The organism is Myxococcales bacterium (assembly GCA_016712525.1).
GTDB lineage: Bacteria > Myxococcota_A > Polyangia > Polyangiales > Polyangiaceae > JAAFHV01.
This window is the reverse complement of the sequence record JADJQX010000008.1, coordinates 480,781-495,905: the sequence shown is the minus strand read 5'-3', so window position 1 is coordinate 495,905 and position 15,125 is coordinate 480,781. Positions and strand designations below refer to the sequence as shown.

The 15,125-nt window shown below is 69.8% G+C and carries 13 protein-coding genes; 4 read left to right on the top strand and 9 right to left on the bottom strand.

The genetic code is table 11. From position 1 onward, the window contains the following. Window positions 1-7 precede the first annotated feature (7 nt). Entirely contained in the window at window positions 8-736 is a 729-nt protein-coding gene (locus IPK71_31500; protein MBK8218279.1) for a rhomboid family intramembrane serine protease, read from the top strand. A gap of 1 nt (window position 737) precedes the next feature. Here IPK71_31500 and IPK71_31495 read toward each other — a convergent pair whose 3' ends face one another. From IPK71_31495 to IPK71_31480, 4 genes are read right to left on the bottom strand one after another with little or no spacing between them, the layout of a single operon-like run. Continuing rightward, window positions 738-1,235: a sterol desaturase family protein gene (locus IPK71_31495; GenBank protein MBK8218278.1), complete on the bottom strand. Its 498-nt coding sequence runs from the start codon at window positions 1,233-1,235 to the stop codon at window positions 738-740. After that, window positions 1,232-2,440: a glycosyltransferase gene (locus IPK71_31490; protein ID MBK8218277.1), complete on the bottom strand. Its 1,209-nt coding sequence runs from the start codon at window positions 2,438-2,440 to the stop codon at window positions 1,232-1,234. The genes IPK71_31495 and IPK71_31490 overlap by 4 nt, the downstream gene beginning before the upstream one ends. Next, entirely contained in the window at window positions 2,437-3,318 is an 882-nt protein-coding gene (locus IPK71_31485) for a hypothetical protein (protein ID MBK8218276.1), read from the bottom strand. The genes IPK71_31490 and IPK71_31485 overlap by 4 nt, the downstream gene beginning before the upstream one ends. A 35-nt stretch (window positions 3,319-3,353) precedes the next feature. Next, window positions 3,354-4,898, bottom strand: coding sequence for an FAD-dependent oxidoreductase (locus IPK71_31480; GenBank protein ID MBK8218275.1), 1,545 nt, complete (start codon window positions 4,896-4,898; stop codon window positions 3,354-3,356). Between the two features lie 111 nt (window positions 4,899-5,009). Between IPK71_31480 and IPK71_31475 the strand changes: the two genes are divergently transcribed. Beyond that, window positions 5,010-5,879, top strand: a complete 870-nt coding sequence (locus IPK71_31475; GenBank protein ID MBK8218274.1) for a hypothetical protein — start codon at window positions 5,010-5,012, stop codon at window positions 5,877-5,879. Window positions 5,880-5,899: 20 nt separating this feature from the next. On the opposite strand, the gene IPK71_31470 is transcribed toward IPK71_31475, so the two are convergent. Beyond that, window positions 5,900-7,165, bottom strand: coding sequence for a hypothetical protein (locus IPK71_31470; protein ID MBK8218273.1), 1,266 nt, complete (start codon window positions 7,163-7,165; stop codon window positions 5,900-5,902). A 130-nt stretch (window positions 7,166-7,295) separates the two neighbouring features. Between IPK71_31470 and IPK71_31465 the strand changes: the two genes are divergently transcribed. Further along, window positions 7,296-7,496: a hypothetical protein gene (locus IPK71_31465; protein MBK8218272.1), complete on the top strand. Its 201-nt coding sequence runs from the start codon at window positions 7,296-7,298 to the stop codon at window positions 7,494-7,496. A gap of 13 nt (window positions 7,497-7,509) precedes the next feature. Here the strand turns inward: IPK71_31465 and IPK71_31460 are convergent, their stop codons facing one another. The 3 genes from IPK71_31460 to IPK71_31450 form a co-directional block, all read right to left on the bottom strand. Next, a complete protein-coding gene (locus IPK71_31460; protein MBK8218271.1) occupies window positions 7,510-8,226 on the bottom strand; it encodes a formylglycine-generating enzyme family protein in 717 nt (238 codons plus the stop codon). Between the two features lie 1,345 nt (window positions 8,227-9,571). Then, complete coding sequence (locus IPK71_31455) at window positions 9,572-10,732, bottom strand: VWA domain-containing protein (protein MBK8218270.1); 1,161 nt, start codon at window positions 10,730-10,732, stop codon at window positions 9,572-9,574. A 226-nt stretch (window positions 10,733-10,958) separates the two neighbouring features. Beyond that, a complete protein-coding gene (locus IPK71_31450; GenBank protein ID MBK8218269.1) occupies window positions 10,959-12,605 on the bottom strand; it encodes a mechanosensitive ion channel family protein in 1,647 nt (548 codons plus the stop codon). A gap of 60 nt (window positions 12,606-12,665) precedes the next feature. Here IPK71_31450 and IPK71_31445 point away from each other — a divergent pair, with 60 nt between their 5' ends. After that, entirely contained in the window at window positions 12,666-14,636 is a 1,971-nt protein-coding gene (locus IPK71_31445) for a serine/threonine protein kinase (protein ID MBK8218268.1), read from the top strand. On the opposite strand, the gene IPK71_31440 is transcribed toward IPK71_31445, so the two are convergent. Further along, window positions 14,587-15,093 (bottom strand): hypothetical protein, encoded by a 507-nt coding sequence (locus tag IPK71_31440; protein ID MBK8218267.1) that lies wholly within the window; start codon window positions 15,091-15,093, stop codon window positions 14,587-14,589. The genes IPK71_31445 and IPK71_31440 overlap by 50 nt on opposite strands. Window positions 15,094-15,125 lie beyond the last annotated feature (32 nt).

Below are 15,125 nucleotides of genomic sequence, written 5' to 3'. Positions count from 1 at the left end.
GTCCGGTATGGCGTCCGAGCTCACGAAGGCAAAATCCGAATTTTTCGGTGAGGTCCGCGCCCAAGGCAAGATCCTCGGCGGGCTCGTCGGGTTCATGTGGGTCGTTCACCTCGTGAACGCGCTCGTGTTCCAGGGGCACCTCGTCGCGCTCGGGGTACACCCGCGCACGCTCCTCGGACTCCTCGGCATCCTCTTCGCTCCGTTCCTGCACGGGAGCTTCGCCCACCTCGTGAGCAACACGATGCCCATGCTGGTGCTCGGCGCCTTCGTCATGATGCGAAGGAAACGAGACCTCGCGATCGTGAGCGCGCTCGCCGCCCTCGTGGGTGGCCTCGGCACGTGGCTCATCGCACCCGCGGCGACGGTGCACGTCGGCGCGAGCATCCTCGTGTTCGGGTACCTCGGCTATTTGCTCGCGCGTGGCGTCGTCGAGCGGAAGCTCGGCTCGATCCTCGGGAGCTTGGTCGTGTTTTTCCTCTACGGTGGCGCGCTGTTCGGCGTCTTGCCGGGCCAAGAGGGCATCTCGTGGCAAGGGCACCTCTTCGGATTCCTCGGCGGCGCGCTCGCCGCCAAGCTCCTCGCGAAGCGCGAGCCCGACGAAGCCAAGAAGGTGCGTGTGGCGTCGGCCGACCCACGGACACCTCGGCGAGCCCGCCTCGCCGACGCGCGAGAGACCACCGCCGTAGACGACGACGACGAAGAGCTCGAGAAGCTAAAGCGCCGCGTCGGGCGCTGACTTACCGTGAGACGGCACGCGTGCGTCCGCGGCGTCGCGCGTGCCATCGAGCCTCGAACGCCCCGAGAAAGAGCCCGTACGGCCCATGGTCGGCGTCGCCGCGGTGGTGGGCGCGGTGGCACGCGCGCAGCGTGCGGAAGTAGCGAAAGCGCGCGAGCCAGGTGATGGGGAGCCGCTCGTGCACGAACCCGTCGTGGACGACCACGTAGGCCATGCCGAAGAGCGTCATGCCGAGGCCCACACCGAAGAGCACCTCGCGGAGCGGCCCCTCGGGCCCGCGGCAGCCAAACAAGATCAGCGCGATGGCCGGGGGCGCATGGAGCGTGCTGAGGGCGTCGTTCCATTCGAAGGTCCCGGTGCGTTTCGTGTGGTGGCTGCGGTGCACGAAGGCGAGCGGGCCGTGCCACACGACGCCGTGGAGCAGCATGGCCCAAGGCTCCATCGCGCACGCGACCACGAGCGCAACGGGGAGCCAGATGGCCACGGTCGGAACGTTCATGGCACGACCCCGCGCCGGATCGCGCCCTCTCCGACACGAGCGACGCCGCCTTTGGTCACGCGGAGGACCTGACCCCGCCAAGCCACCTCCCGCGACGTCGCCGCACGAAAGAGCGCGGAGAGCAGCACGGCGTCGGCGAGCACCACGTCGACGAAGGCTACGCCGAGGCCCCGGCGAAGTCCCGCGATGCGCCGCCCCTCGAACGCTACGGCGAGGCGCGCGAACAGCACGGCCCCCACGAGGAGAGCGCCATACGCCGCCGCGTCAGCGCCGCGTGAGCCGATGAGGAGACAGGCGGACAAGGTGGGTAAAAACGAAGCAAAAACGAAGAGATACGTGGGTAGGAGGTGAGGCCTTTGCGCGCGCACCACCCCGAGCCACCGGGCAAACCGTGCGACCGCATCGGAGAGCTCTCGGCCGCCCCGGGTCGCCACGGCGGCGCGCGGCACGGGCACCACGTCGTGGCCGTTCGCGCGGAGCCGGCGCTCGAGCTCGACGTCCTCGCCGAGCAGATGGGTGAGCCCCTCGAACCCTCCCGCACCCTCGAGCGCGGCTCGGTCGATGGCGCACAGCTTCCCGACGAAGAGCTCGCCATCCATGCCGGCCAAGAGCGGGAAGGCGTGGGGAGAGGCCGAGAGGACGGCGACGTTCGCGCGATCCCCGAGCTTCGTGTCGGCCGGGGGCGGCGCCTCCGACACAGGGACGTACGCGGCCTTCGCGCCCCCGTCGAGCGCCCCTACGAGCGCGTCGAGGTCGGCGGGGCTCGGTGCCACGTCGGAGTCGGCGACGACGACCGTGTCGAACGAGAGGCCGTCCCGCGCGGCCCGAGACAGGGCCCGAGCTATCTGTTCGGCCTTTCGGTTCGGGCCATCCGCGTACGTGAGCACGACCTTCGAGCGTGTGCCTCCCTCGCAGAGGCGCAGGGATGCGCGCGTCGCGCTCTCGAAGCCGGGGTCGCTCTCGTCGCGCACGGCGAGCATCACGGCGGGCGCGCCGGCCGAACGCTCCAACCTCGCTTCGAGGTCGCTCTCGAGCCCGGCGACGGGGCGCACGAGCAAGACACGGCGCCGCGAGGGCTCACTTGGCCCCGGCGTGCCTTTCTCCTCGTGGCGCGACCTCGAGCGCGCCACCATCACGGACAGAAACCCGACCTGAGAGGTGGCCCAGAGGCCCACGAGCGCCTCGAACGGCGAGCCGAGCGTCACGGCACGAGCCCCGCGCGTCCGCCCCGCATGCGGAACGGGAGGAGGAAACGAACCCACGGGGAGCGGAACCTCTCTCCGTCGAACGTCTCGTGCATCATGAACGCATCTTCGCCGAGCACGCGGCCCCGCACGAGCGTTCGTGCGTAGTGCGGCCCGTCTTCGAGCGTGCGAACGTAGGTGGGGGAGAAGCCGGCGTCGAGCCTCACGTGGCGCTCGAGACCGAACAGCGTGCGCCCGAGGTCGAGCTCGCGGGGAGGTACGGCGCGCGTCGACGTCCCGTTCGAGAAGAGGCGCGACGAGGTGCGCCTCACGAGACCGCGTTCGCGGCTCTCCTGGGTCGCGTAGTGCACGAAGGCGCGCCCCGATGGCAGCGACGCGCGGCACCACTGCCACGTGGAGAACGCGGCTTCGAGGCCCTCGTCGCCGCCGTTCTCGTCGAGGTAGCCCGAGCCGTCGAACGAGAGACCGGGCTCGTCGAGCCGCACGGACACCCGCGCGTCGGGCGCGTGGCAGTACCACATGTGCCTACCCTTGGCGTCGAGCGCGATGGGCTCGTCGACCGTGTGGCGAGGAACGAGGGTGACCGTGCCTTGGAGCTTCTTGGGGACGAGAGAAGGGAACGGAGAGGTGATCTCGTGAATGCGGACGACGAGCGCGTCCTCCCCCGAGGGGGTCGTCTCCCACGTCAACGTGCTCGCGCCGATGGCGAGCGCCTCGCGCGACCGGAAGACGTCGTGAGACGCCCTCTCGGTGAACGCAAACGCGCCTTTGCCCGGTCCGTACACGGCGACGTGGAGCGAGCTGTAGTCGATGGGGTTCGCAGCCGTCTTCTGCTGCCGAGCGCGGAAGTAGCGCGGCGAGAATGCGTTCCCCACCATCGCGATCACGACGACCGCGAAGGAGCCGCAGTCGCTCAGCGCGTCGAGATAGATCCAGTGGTAGCCGCCCTTCGCGACCTCGCGGTCGAGGGCAGGTCTTCCGACAGCGCCGCGACCCCGAGCCTCCCACTGAGGGCCGCCATCGGGACGCCGGCCCCCGGGTGCACGCTCCCACCCACGAGGTAGAGCCCCTTCACCTTGGTACGGGCGGAGGGCCGATTCAGCGCCGAGAACGCCCCGTGGCTGGCCGCCCCGTAGAGCGCTCCCCCCGAGCCCGGATACGCTTCGGCGAAGCTCGTCGGGGTGTGGGCCGTCCAGCTCGAGACGTCGAGCGAGAGGCCCGACGCTTCCAGGCGGGAAATCATACGGTCTTTGCATCGTTCGATGTCCTCGTCCGAGAGGGGGCTCGTGTCACCGTCGGCGGGCGCGTTGAGGATCGCGAAGAGTCGCTCGGGCTCATCGCGCACGCCGGGAGCGAAGGGGCCGCGGTCTTGGGCACACACGTACACGGTCGGATCGGAAGGCATGGCGCGGCCGCGTGTTGCGAAGAGCGTCTCGTGCTCTTTTTTTCCACCGCCGCGCGCGTCCGGAAAAAATACGTTGTGGTGGTCGAGGGTGAACGTGGACCCTTCGCGGACGCGCCCGACGAGCGAGAACGTCACGGCGGAGAGGGACCTCTCCTCGCGCGGGACGAAGCGGGCCGCGGAGCGCACATCGTCTCCGAGGAGACCCGTGCCGAGCGCCGACACGTCGCCCGCGAACATCACGGCGTCGGCCCCGATCTCGGCGCCGTCCCAGACCACGTGGCTCACCCGCCCGTTTTTTGTAGCAATTTTGCGCACGTGTGCGCCGCGTACGAAAGAGACTCCGAGCTCGCGCGCCCGGGCCTCGAGGGCGTCGCGGAGGGCGACCATGCCCCCTTTGACGACCTCGACGCCGTCGCGTTCCACGTGTGCGATGAGCGCGAGCGTCGCCGGCGCGAGCACCGGGCTCGAGCCCGTGTAGGTTGCATAGCGCCCGAAGAGCTGCACGAGCCTCTCGTCGGCGAAGGTGCTCTCGAGCGCTTTCTGAAGGGTGCGATGTGCGTCGATGGTGTGGAGGGCCCACGGACCCATCTTCGCGGCCTGCGCGAGCATGCCGGCCATCGTCGGCCGCTGCGACCGCAAGAACGGGCCGAGGGCCGTCTCGTAGATTTGCTTCGTACGCGCCGCGAACGCGACGTACGCCTCGGCGTCCCGCTCGCCGAACACCGCCGCGATCGCCTCGCGGGTCCGAGACACGTCACGGTAGAGGTCGAGCTGCGTGTCGCCCCAAGCGTGCCGAGCGAGGACGTCGAGCGGTCGCGTCTCGAGCACGGACGACAGCTCGGCCCCGGTCTCCCGAAAGAGCTCGTCGAAGACCCATCGCATCGTCAACACGGTGGGACCTCGGTCGATGGGCTTCCCGCCCACGGTGACCGTACGCACCTTGCCCCCCGTGTCCGGCCGCGACTCGAGGAGCGTCACCTCCATGCCGAGGGCCCTCGCGTCGATCGACGCGACGAGCCCCGCGATCCCGCCTCCGACGACGACGACGTGCATGTGGTATCGGATGCCGCGGCCTAGGAGGCGTCGCGCGCCGCGCTCGCACTTTGTCGCGCCGACCGCGGTTCCGGCCCCCACGGCCCAAGGTGTACCTTCGGCGAAAGGCCCATGCCGAGCCCCAAGTCTCTCCCTCGAATCGCCATCGCCACGTGCCGCACCTTGCCCGAGCCCGACCCCGACGAGGCCGCGCTGGTCGGTGCGCTCGCGCGTGCCGGCGCGTGGGTGAGCCTCCTCGCGTGGGACGGCGACACACCGCTCCCGGCCCCGGGCGAGGTCGACCTCGTGCTCGTCCGGTCGACGTGGAGCTACGCGAGGAACGTCGACGCCTTCGTCACGTGGCTGCGCGCTCTCGGCTCGCGCGCCAAGGTCGCGAACCCGGTCCCCGTGCTCCTCGAGAACGTCGACAAGATCTACCTCCGAGGGCTCGCGTCGCGCGGCATCCCGATCGTGCCCACGGCCTTCGTCGATCGCGGGGACCGTCGCACGCTCGCCGCCGTCCGCGAAGCCCACGGGTTCTCGGAAGTGGTCGTAAAGCCTAGGGTTTCCGCCGGCTCGTGGAAGACGATGCGCTTCTCCGAGGGCGCGCCTTTGGCCGAAGAAGCCTTCGCTTCGCTCGTCGCCGAGCGTGACGTCATGGTCCAGCCCTACGTCGCGTCGGTCGACGGTCACGGGGAGCGCTCGATCGTCGTCCTCGAGGGTCGGGTGTCGCACGCCGTGCGCAAGAGCCCCCGCTTCTCGGGAGACGCGGAGGCCGTCGCGCGCGTCCCCGTCGCCGACGACGAGCGTGCGTTCGCCGAGCGGGTCCTCTCGTCGTACTCGGACCTGCTCTACGCGAGGGTCGACGTGGCCCGCGACGCGTCGTTCGGGCTCCTCTTGATGGAGCTCGAGCTCTTGGAGCCCTCGCTCTTCTTTCGAGAGGCCCCCGAGGCGCTCCCCGGGTTCGTCCAGTCGATCGTGCGCCGCGCCATGGTCGGCTGACGGCGCGTCGCCCTTCGCCCCTACTTCTTCTTTTTCGAGGGGGGGGCCTCTTCGGCCGGAGGCGGGGGAGGCGGCGGCGCGCCGATCTGGCCGGTCTTTGCGTCGAGCAGGCCTACCGTCCAGACCGAGTCGGCCGGGCGGGGCACGTCGTCGCACTGGTCGGCGACCTTCGCGCCGTTGAAGAACGTGCGCACGCAGATGTACGGGCCGCCCTTGGCGCGCTCATCCATGTAGTTTGCATCGACCAGGAACTTCTCGCGCGATCCCTTGAGGTGGAAGAGCACGGTGGGCGCCTGTTCGCGAATGTCGCAGAAGTCGGGCTTCTTCGGCACGTCCTTCGCGCACACCTTGGGGTTCGGCTTCCCGTCCTCGGCGATCTTGAGCGACACACGCGGGAAGGTCGACGGGTCGTCGCTCGCGTCGAAGTGGGCCCACGCGAGCTGCACGTACGTGTCGTTGTCCTTCGGGGGGAGCACCTCGGCCGTGCCTTGCCCCATGCCCTTGCGGCCCGCGTCGTCCGTCATGTCGAACTCGACGACGTAGCTGCCGAAGCCGTCGACCGGGAACGTCACGTGGGTGTTGTTCTTCGAGAACGTCATCTTGGTGGCCGATCCCGCCGGGACCGTGGCGAAGCGCCAGTGCTGGTCGACGATCGCGAACGTCCCGTTCACCTGCGGCACGGCCTCGCACTCGACCGTCTCGCCGGGCTGGGCCGCGATCTTCGGCTCCCACGACGAGCTGCTCCCGACGCGGCACATGACCTTCGCGCTCGGCGGCGCGCCGCACGACTTGCCCGGCTCCATCTCGACGTGGACCTGGACGTTCTTGTCGAGGCGCTCGGTGATGACCGCGTCGTACGCGTTCGATTCGGTCTCGGACTTGCAGTTTTCGCCCTCGAGCGTCTCGCGGACGAAGAGGTGCACGGTGCTCGCCGTGTCGAGCACCTTGGTGATCTTGACGCCCTGGACCTTCTTCCCGTCGCCCACGGCCAAGATCATCATCTTGCGCTTGAAATCGAGGTCCGTCGGGAGAGGCGGGACCTCGCCACCCGGGAAGAGCTCCTTCCACTGCTCGGGCGAGTGGATGAAGTGGTAGCCCGCCTTGGCGCCGGGGAAGACCTCGTAGCCGGGGCTTCGTGTGCGCACGGGGTCGCCGTCGACGCTCGCGAGCTTCTCGCCCGGGGCGCTCCGGAAGACGAGGAACGGAGGTGTCGAGCCGCACGCCGAGAGCACGGTGGCGGCGACGACGAGAAGCGAAGGGAGGGCCAGGGCCTTGGGGGTACGCATGGAACGACCCGCACTATACCAAGACCTGCCGCCCGCTGTCTTTTTAGGGCGAGCGCCGGCGTTCTTCGTCCGGAACCGCCCTGCCTCGTGGGCCCATGCGCGAATGGCTGGAGGCTGCTAGGGTCCGCCCGTGCTCACAGACAGGTTCACGGCGCGCGTGCTCGCAGGTCTCTTCTTCGTGTTCCCGTTCCTGATGGGCGGCGCCACCCTCGTGATGACCGGACCCGAGCTGCGCACGAGCAAGCTCTACACGGGGATCGCGATCATGTCGGTCCCGGTGTGGGTCGTCGGCGCGGCGCTCTTCTACCGCTCGACCCGCATGAAGGAGTAGCGCGCGGCGGAGCTCAGTCCTTCGCGCAGCGGAAGCCGGTGCTCACGTGGCCCGCCGTGCGGAGCAACCCGAGCCGCGAGCTCGTCTTGGCCACGGTCGTCGCGTAGTCGAACGAGCCGCCCCGGAGGACACCCTTGGCGTCGGGTCCGGTGCCCGGCGCGACGAACGGGTCTTTCACCTCCGTCGCCGGATAGTCCGCGAACCCGTCGGCGACCCATTCCCACACATTTCCCGACATGTCCCAGGCACCGAACGGGCTCCTTCCTTCGGGGGTGAGGCCGACCTCGAACGTCTCGAGCTTCTTCTCGCAGCCGCCGGTGAGCCCACGCAGGATGCCCTGCGCACACGACTTGGGCGGCGCGTCTCCCCAGGGGTAGTCGCGGCCGTCGGTGCCACGCGCGGCGAGCTCCCACTCGGCCTCGGTGGGGAGGCGCTTTCCGGCGAACGCGCAGTACTTGCCCGCCTGGATTTGATCGACGCAGTTGGCCGGGTGGCGTGCGCGCTCGGGGCTCGTGTTGCACCCCTTCTGGAGAGGGTCGCTGCCCGCGCCGAAGTGCACGATCGGCGGCGTGCATGCTCCCTTCGCGACGCAAGCCGCGTAGGCGCCTGCCGTGACCTCGAGCGCGTCGATGAAGAAGGCCTTGGAGAGGACCACGCGATGCATGGGCTTCTCGGCGCGCGACTCGTGGTCCGAGCCCATGGGGAACGCCGAGGGCGGGACGCGGATCATCGCGCCTTCGGCCGGGGCGCCGCCGTCGGTGGGGGATGCGTCCGGGGACTCTTGTGCGCCGACCGCCGAGGCCGCGGCTTCGGGTGAGGCGAGCTGGGCGGGCGAAGGGGCCGCGTCGACGCCGCCCGTTGCCCCCGTGGCGGAAGCGACGGGCGAGGACGCCGTGGTGATGGGCGCTGCCTCTTTGGCGCGCTTCGAGCGCACGTAGAGGCTGCCGCCCATTCCCGCCAAGAACGTGGCGGCGATCGCGAGGAGCGCGAGAGTGCGACGCGTGGCCTTCTCGGCGCGCTCCCCTCGCCGCGCGAGCGCGGCCTCGCCCGACGTGAGGGGCTTCGGCGCGAGGGACACCGGGCTCTGCCGGTCTTCCGCCGCGGCGTTGAGCGCCTCCCAGAACTTGGGGACGTCGTCGTAGCGTTTCTTCGGATCCACGGCGAGCGCGCGCCCGAACACGGCCTCGACCGCGTCGCTCACGGACACGCCCCGGGCCTTCGGGGTAGGGCGTTTCTGGAGGCTCGTCACCTCGAGGTAGAGGTCCGTCGGGTCGGACGAACGGAGCGCGCGCTCTCCGGAGAGATGCTCGACGAGCACCAGCGCGAGGGCGAACACGTCGGTCGCGGGGCCGGTGCTCCCGTAGGTCCGCTTGAAGTGCTCCGGGGCCGCGTAGAAGAGCTCGGCGCCCTCGAGGCGAGGCTCGGGCTCCGTCCCGCCCGAAGCGCCCAGCGTGACATCGACCACCTTGGTGACCGAGCGACCGGAGATCTCCGCGAAGACGATCGACGCCGGAGAGAACGCCCCGTGCGAGAGCCCTCTCGCGTGGAGGGCTCCGAGCGCCGTGACGACGGGCCCGAAGATGACGAGGCCTTCGGCGAGCGATGCTCCGCCTTTTGCGCGAGCATCGAGCTGGGCGCGGAGGGTACGACCGCCGAGCGACTCGGTGGCGACGAACGCGGTGAGCTTGCCCGATGGGCCCACGGCGGTGCCCGACGCGACGACCTGAACCAGATGTGGGGTCGTGTGTGCAAGCTCGGCGAGCGCACGGGCGTCGTCCGCGTGCCGCGCGAGGAAGGCCTCGTCTCCAGCGTGCGCGAGCGAGAGCCGAACCTCGATCGGCGCGCCCGAGTCGATCGCGAGCCCACGGTACACGGCCTCTCCGCGGCGCACGGCCACGAGGACGTCGAGGCGAATCTGCCCGAACGCGGAGCCCTCGAGGGTCATGCCCTGCCACGCCGTTTCTTCGGCGGACGGTCCGCGGGCCGGCTGCGAGGGAAAGGTCATCGTCGCGCAGGATCCTACCCCGAAACGCCCGCCGAAGGGGGGCGACGTGGGAGGGCCCCGCGCGAGAGCTTCAGCGCGGCGTGCCGCCCTCGGTCTTGCAGCCGAGCACGACGTCGAGCTTCGCTTTGGTGCCTGCCACGGCCTTCACGTTGTCGCACGCGTTTTGGCAGAGCGTGATCTTGGTCGGGGCCTGGGCGTTGTCGTAGCGCCAGCCCTTCATGTTGGAGCAGTCGGCGCTGTAGGGCAGCGTCTCGGGCTGGCCACCCTCGAGCGTGAACTGCACGTTGACCTTGTTGATGTCGAGCGTCTGCCCTTGGGGCGCGGCCGGCATGGCGTACTCGCACGCGAGCGACTCGCCGCGGATGGCCGAGAGCGCGGTGGTGAGGTCGGTGCTCGCCTGGGTCGTGTTGGCGGTGCTCACGAGGATGGCCTTCGTGGTCCCACCCTTCACGGCGAGCTCGTTCAGGGGGGTGAGCAGGTTGCCGACGCCGATGACGTACGATTTGATCGTCGACGACACGGTGGCCACGGCGTTGCCGGCGGCGGCGATCGTGTTGCCGTTGCAGTCTTGGGGGAGGCCGTCGGTGGCGAACACGATCACGGTCTTGCCCTTGCCCGCGAGGGCGGCGTCGACCGTCTTCGCGTACGCGACCGCGCCTTGGGCGGCCGGGGTCGTCGGCGTCGAGCCGTTCGGGGAGAGGCCGTTCATCTTCGCCACGAGGGCGTCGGCGCCGAGCGGGAGCTTCTGGCGCTCGATGGGCGTCTGGTAGGTGGCCGCGCTGCACTCGTTCCCGTTGGGGAAGGCGATGAGCGACACGGTGATCTCGGCCGACTCGAAGCTGCGGAAGAACGTCTCGAGCGCCTTCGTCACGACCTTCCACTTCGACGACGTGTTGTTGCAGTCGCGCGGGTTCGTGTTCTGCGTGTACTCGCACATGCTGCCCGACTTATCGAGCACCACGATCATCTCGAGGGGGAGCTTGTCGGCCTGCGCCTTGACCGACGCGCACTCCGCGTTGACGTTGCCGCCGCCGGGCTGCGTCGGGCCGCCGAAGGGGCCGTTGCCGGTCCCCGTGCCGTTGCCGTTGCCGGTCCCCGTGCCGTTGCCGTTGCCGTCGCCGGTTCCGGTCGGGAACGCGCCTGGGTCCTCGGTTCCTCCGCCTCCGCACGCGACGACGATCGCACACGCTGCGAGCGAGCCCACGAGACCAGTCAAGCGCTTCGAGCTCATGTTCCTCCGACTCCTCTTCGCGTTACGGCCGCAGCCACTCCCGGCCGCGTGCACCCATCACACCCTCCACCAAGCAACGGACGTGCCGCCGCCGAATCGCCGAGGCGACATGCGCCTACATCGGAATTCGTGCTGCAAGAGGCGCGGAATTTTCCTGACTTTCCACATCATGGATCCACCCTCGTCCATGCCGGGGACGGCGGCGATCCCCGCGTGATCCAGGCGCTCACCCGGGGAGCGGGGCGGCCGGGGCCTCGCGCGGGCCCGCGAGCGCCACGCCCACCTCGTTCGCCGTGCGAAGGCACACGAAGAAGAGCTCTTGGCGCGCGTCGACCAGCTCGGTGAGCTTGGTCGTCTCGAGGCTGCACCCCGCGTCCACCTCGACGACCCCGTCCGAGATCGACGAGATCCTCACGCGGACGTCCTCGCGGCGCACCTTCGGGTGCTCGGGGATGCGCGCGTCGAGCAGCGCGACGAACCGTGCGAGCGTGGCCTCGCTCGCGCCCTGCGTGATGCGGAGCTTGCACACGAAGCGTGTCCGGTCGCGCGCCGAGAGAGACTCGATGCGCATGTCGGCGAGCTTCCCGTTCGGGATCACGACGAGCGAGCGATCGGCCGTACGAATGCGGGTCGAGCGGAGGCCCACCGTCTCGACGGTGCCCTCGATGCCGTCCACGCGGATCGTGTCTCCGACGCGGAAGGGCTGATCGACCAAGATCGAGATCGAGCCGAAGAGGTGCTCGATCGTCTTCTGGGCGGCGAGCGCGATCGCGATGCTCCCGATGCCGAGGCCGGTGATGATGCTGCCGACGGGGTAACCGAGCTCGCCGAGCACGGTCACCGCGCCGAGCACCCACACGACGAACTTCCCGACCTTGAGGGAGAACGTCGAGAAGCCGCGGAGCGAAGGGCGGTTTCGGCCCCAGTCGCTCTCGAGCACGCTGCCCCCGAAGGACGCGACCACGCGCAAGAAGAACCAGAAGAGCGCGACGAGGGCCGCGGCCCGGAGCCCTCGCATGACGAGCGCGTCGGCGGGCTGGTAGAGGCCGAAGAAGCGCGTGCCCCCGTAGATGACGGGCAGGGCGCACGCGAGCCGGGCCGGCCCCTTCATTCCCTGGCGGAGCTCGGGGCTCCACGCGAGCCGCGCCCTCTTCGCCATGTAGCCCGCGACGCCGATCGCGACGAACCCGAGCGGCCGCGCGACGAGCGCCGAGAGCAGGACGAGCAGCACGAGCGCGCCTGCGTGCCACACGAGGAACGAGCCCGGCAGCTCGCGAAAGAAGAACGGAGAGAGCTTGCTGCGCGCCCAGCGCTCGCCGAGCTCGTCGTAGAGGCCGTCGATCAACGAGACCGTCTGTGCGGAAAATACCCACCTTGGCTCTTCGTCGCCCGATCGCGCCTCTTTGCGCACGATGCGGATGGGGACGAGCTTCCCGTCCTTGGTGCGGATCCGCCCGATCTCGTCGACGTTCGCGGGGAGGCCGTCGTCCTTCTTGCCGGCGGCGTGGGGCGACAGCTGGCCCGGGTCGAGCCAGAGCTTTCGCGCGAGCACGATGTCGAGCATGCGCGCGAGCTCGGGGCCTTTCGGGGCGTCGGCCTTGGAGAGCTCGAGGTAGGCCGCGGCCTCCACGAAGCGCCCCTCGTTCGCGGCCGCGAGGTACCGGGTCATGCTGGCGCGAGGCGAGTCGAACGCGACCGCCTCGTCGTCGTCGGCAGGGTTCGCGGCCTTCGCCGATGCCGACGGCGCGGGCGTGGGGACCTTGAGCTGCGCCATCGCCGAAGGCGGTCGCGCCGCGAGCGCCGTCACGAGGGCCACGAGGGCGAGGAGAGCGTGCGCCCACGGCGGGAGGCGGAGTGGCTTCTTGGAGCGCATGCGCCCCAAATACCTGGCCGAAGGCTTCCAAAAAAGGGGCAGAGCGCGCATTCTGCCTTCGTGAAGAGCCTCGAGCTCGACGACACCCTGTCTCCCGACGACGCCGCCGAGCACCTCGCGACGCTCCCGCTCCTTCGCGACCTCGGCGCGACCTTCGTCGATCGTCCTCGCTCCACCATCGAGCCTCGGTCTCGGCACGCCTCGGCCGACGAGCGCGCGCGGGCGGGCCTGCACAGAGCGGAGCCTGGCGCGGGCACCCTCCCAGGGTTCGTCCTCAAGTCGACCCTCGGCGAGGGCGGCATGGGCATCGTGCGCATGGCGGAGCAGTCGGCCCTCGGCAGGCTCGTGGCCGTCAAGACCCTACGCGACGCGGGCGAGGCCGGCGGAGGGCGGAAATCCGGCGGCGACGCGGCGATGCGGCTCCTCCGCGAGGCGTGGCTCACGGGCCGGCTCGAGCACCCGAACGTCATCCCCATTTACGATCTCGGCACCGACGACGCCGGTCGACCTCACATCGTGATGCGGAAGGTCGAGGGCACCTCGTGGGACGCCCTCCTCGCCGAGCCGTCCCTGGTCAAAGAGAAACACGGCGTGGTCGATCTGCTCGAGTGGCACCTGCGGGTGCTCGTGCAGGTCACGCTCGCCCTGAGCCGCGCCCACCAGGTCGGCATCGTTCACCGCGACGTGAAGCCCGAGAACGTCATGGTCGGCGAGCTCGGCGAGGTCTACCTGCTCGATTGGGGCATCGCCGTGAGCCTCGTCGACGACGGCTCGGGTCGCCTCCCGCTCGCGCGCGACGCCACCGAGCCCGCGGGGACGCCTTGCTACATGGCGCCCGAGATGCTCGGCGAGTCCCCTCCGCGTATCGACGAGCGCACCGATGTCTACCTCGTGGGCGCGACGCTCTACGAGATCGTCGCTGGAAAACCGCCGCACGACGGGCGCTCGTTCGTCGAGATGATGCAGCACATCGTGCGCTCCTCGCCCGAGTTTCCGGGCGACGTGCCCAAGGAGCTCGAGCAGGTGTGCCTGCGCGCGATGGCGCGAAAAAAGGAAGATAGATACGCGAACGTCGCCGACCTCCGGAACGCGATCTTGGATTTTCTCACCCATCGCGGCTCGAGCGCGCTCACGGCGCTCGCCGAAGAGAAGAGCCGCGAGCTCTTGAACGCGCTCGCCTCGCCTACGCCTCCCGAGCGGCAGCTCGTCTACAACCTGTTCGGCGCGGCGCGCTTCGGCTTCCTCGAGGCCCTGCGCTCGTGGCCCGACAACACCGACGCACGCGACGGTCTCCACGCCGTGTCCGTACGCATGATCGGCTACGAGCTCGAGGCCGGCTCGGCCGAGGCCGCGCACTCCATCTTGGCCGAGATGCCCGAGCCCCCCGAGGAGCTCGTCTCGCGCGTCGAGGCCGCGATGAAGGCTCGCGAAGAAGAGAAGCGGCGCCTCGAGAAGCTCGACAAGCTCGAGGAGCAATACGATCCCAACGTCGGCCGGCGGACGCGGCTCTTCGTGGCGATCGTGTTCGGCGTGATCGGCGTCGTAGGGCCGCTCGGGCTCGCGGTGCTCCACGAGGCCGAGCCCGCGGTCGACGTGCTGCTCCTCCGCACGACGGGGCTCACCGTCATGTGCGCGGCGTTCGTCGTGTGGGCGCGCGACTCGCTCCGGAAGACCCACATCAACAAGGCGATGGCCTACACGCTGCTCGTGGGGTACGCCTCCCAGGTGCTCGCCGTGCCCGGCGCGCTCTTGCTCGGTCTCCCGCTGCACTTCCACGTGGCGCTCGTCCTCGCGCTCTGGTCGCTCCTCACCGTCATGCTTGCCGTCACGACCGAGGTTCGGTTCGTGTTCGCGTCGCTCGCGTACCTCGCGGCGTTCTTCGCGTCGGCCAAGTTCCCCGGCCTTCGGTTTTTCGTGCAGGCCGGGGCGAACCTCTCGCTGCTCGCCGTGGTGCTCGTCGCCTGGAGCACCAAAGAGGACATCAAGCGCCTTGAGGATCGCGCGCGCGCACGGCTCGGTCGAGGATCGTGAGCCCGACACCTCGCGCCCACGTCGGGTAATGAATGTACGATGCATCGAACGCGGCGGGCTCCGGCTCGCGCGCGACGACGGCCGGGGAGCGTGTGCGATCGAGCCCGATCACGACGCGCTCTCCCGCGACGACGGTGATGTTGATCTCTTCGAATTCGTTCGGTTTTTCGTCGCTCGTAAGGCGAACGACGTGAGGCCCTGCGGGCACGCGTGAGAAGCCCCTGGGGGGGGACGCCGTGATCCCTGCGGTGGGGTGCGGCACGTCGTCGAGGCGCGCGCGTTCGAAGAGCCCGTCGCCGATCTCGACGGTGCCCGTCCCTCGGGGCAGGCGCTTCGCCGCGATGGGGCGCCGAGGGAGGCCACGGTGTCGTCCGCGGCGAGCTCTGCGCGCGGCGAGCCCACCCAACGCCAACACGACGAGCGCGACCGTGACCGTGGCGAGGGCAGCGTACGGCATGCCCTTCAGCGTACCGTGCTCACGTCACTAGG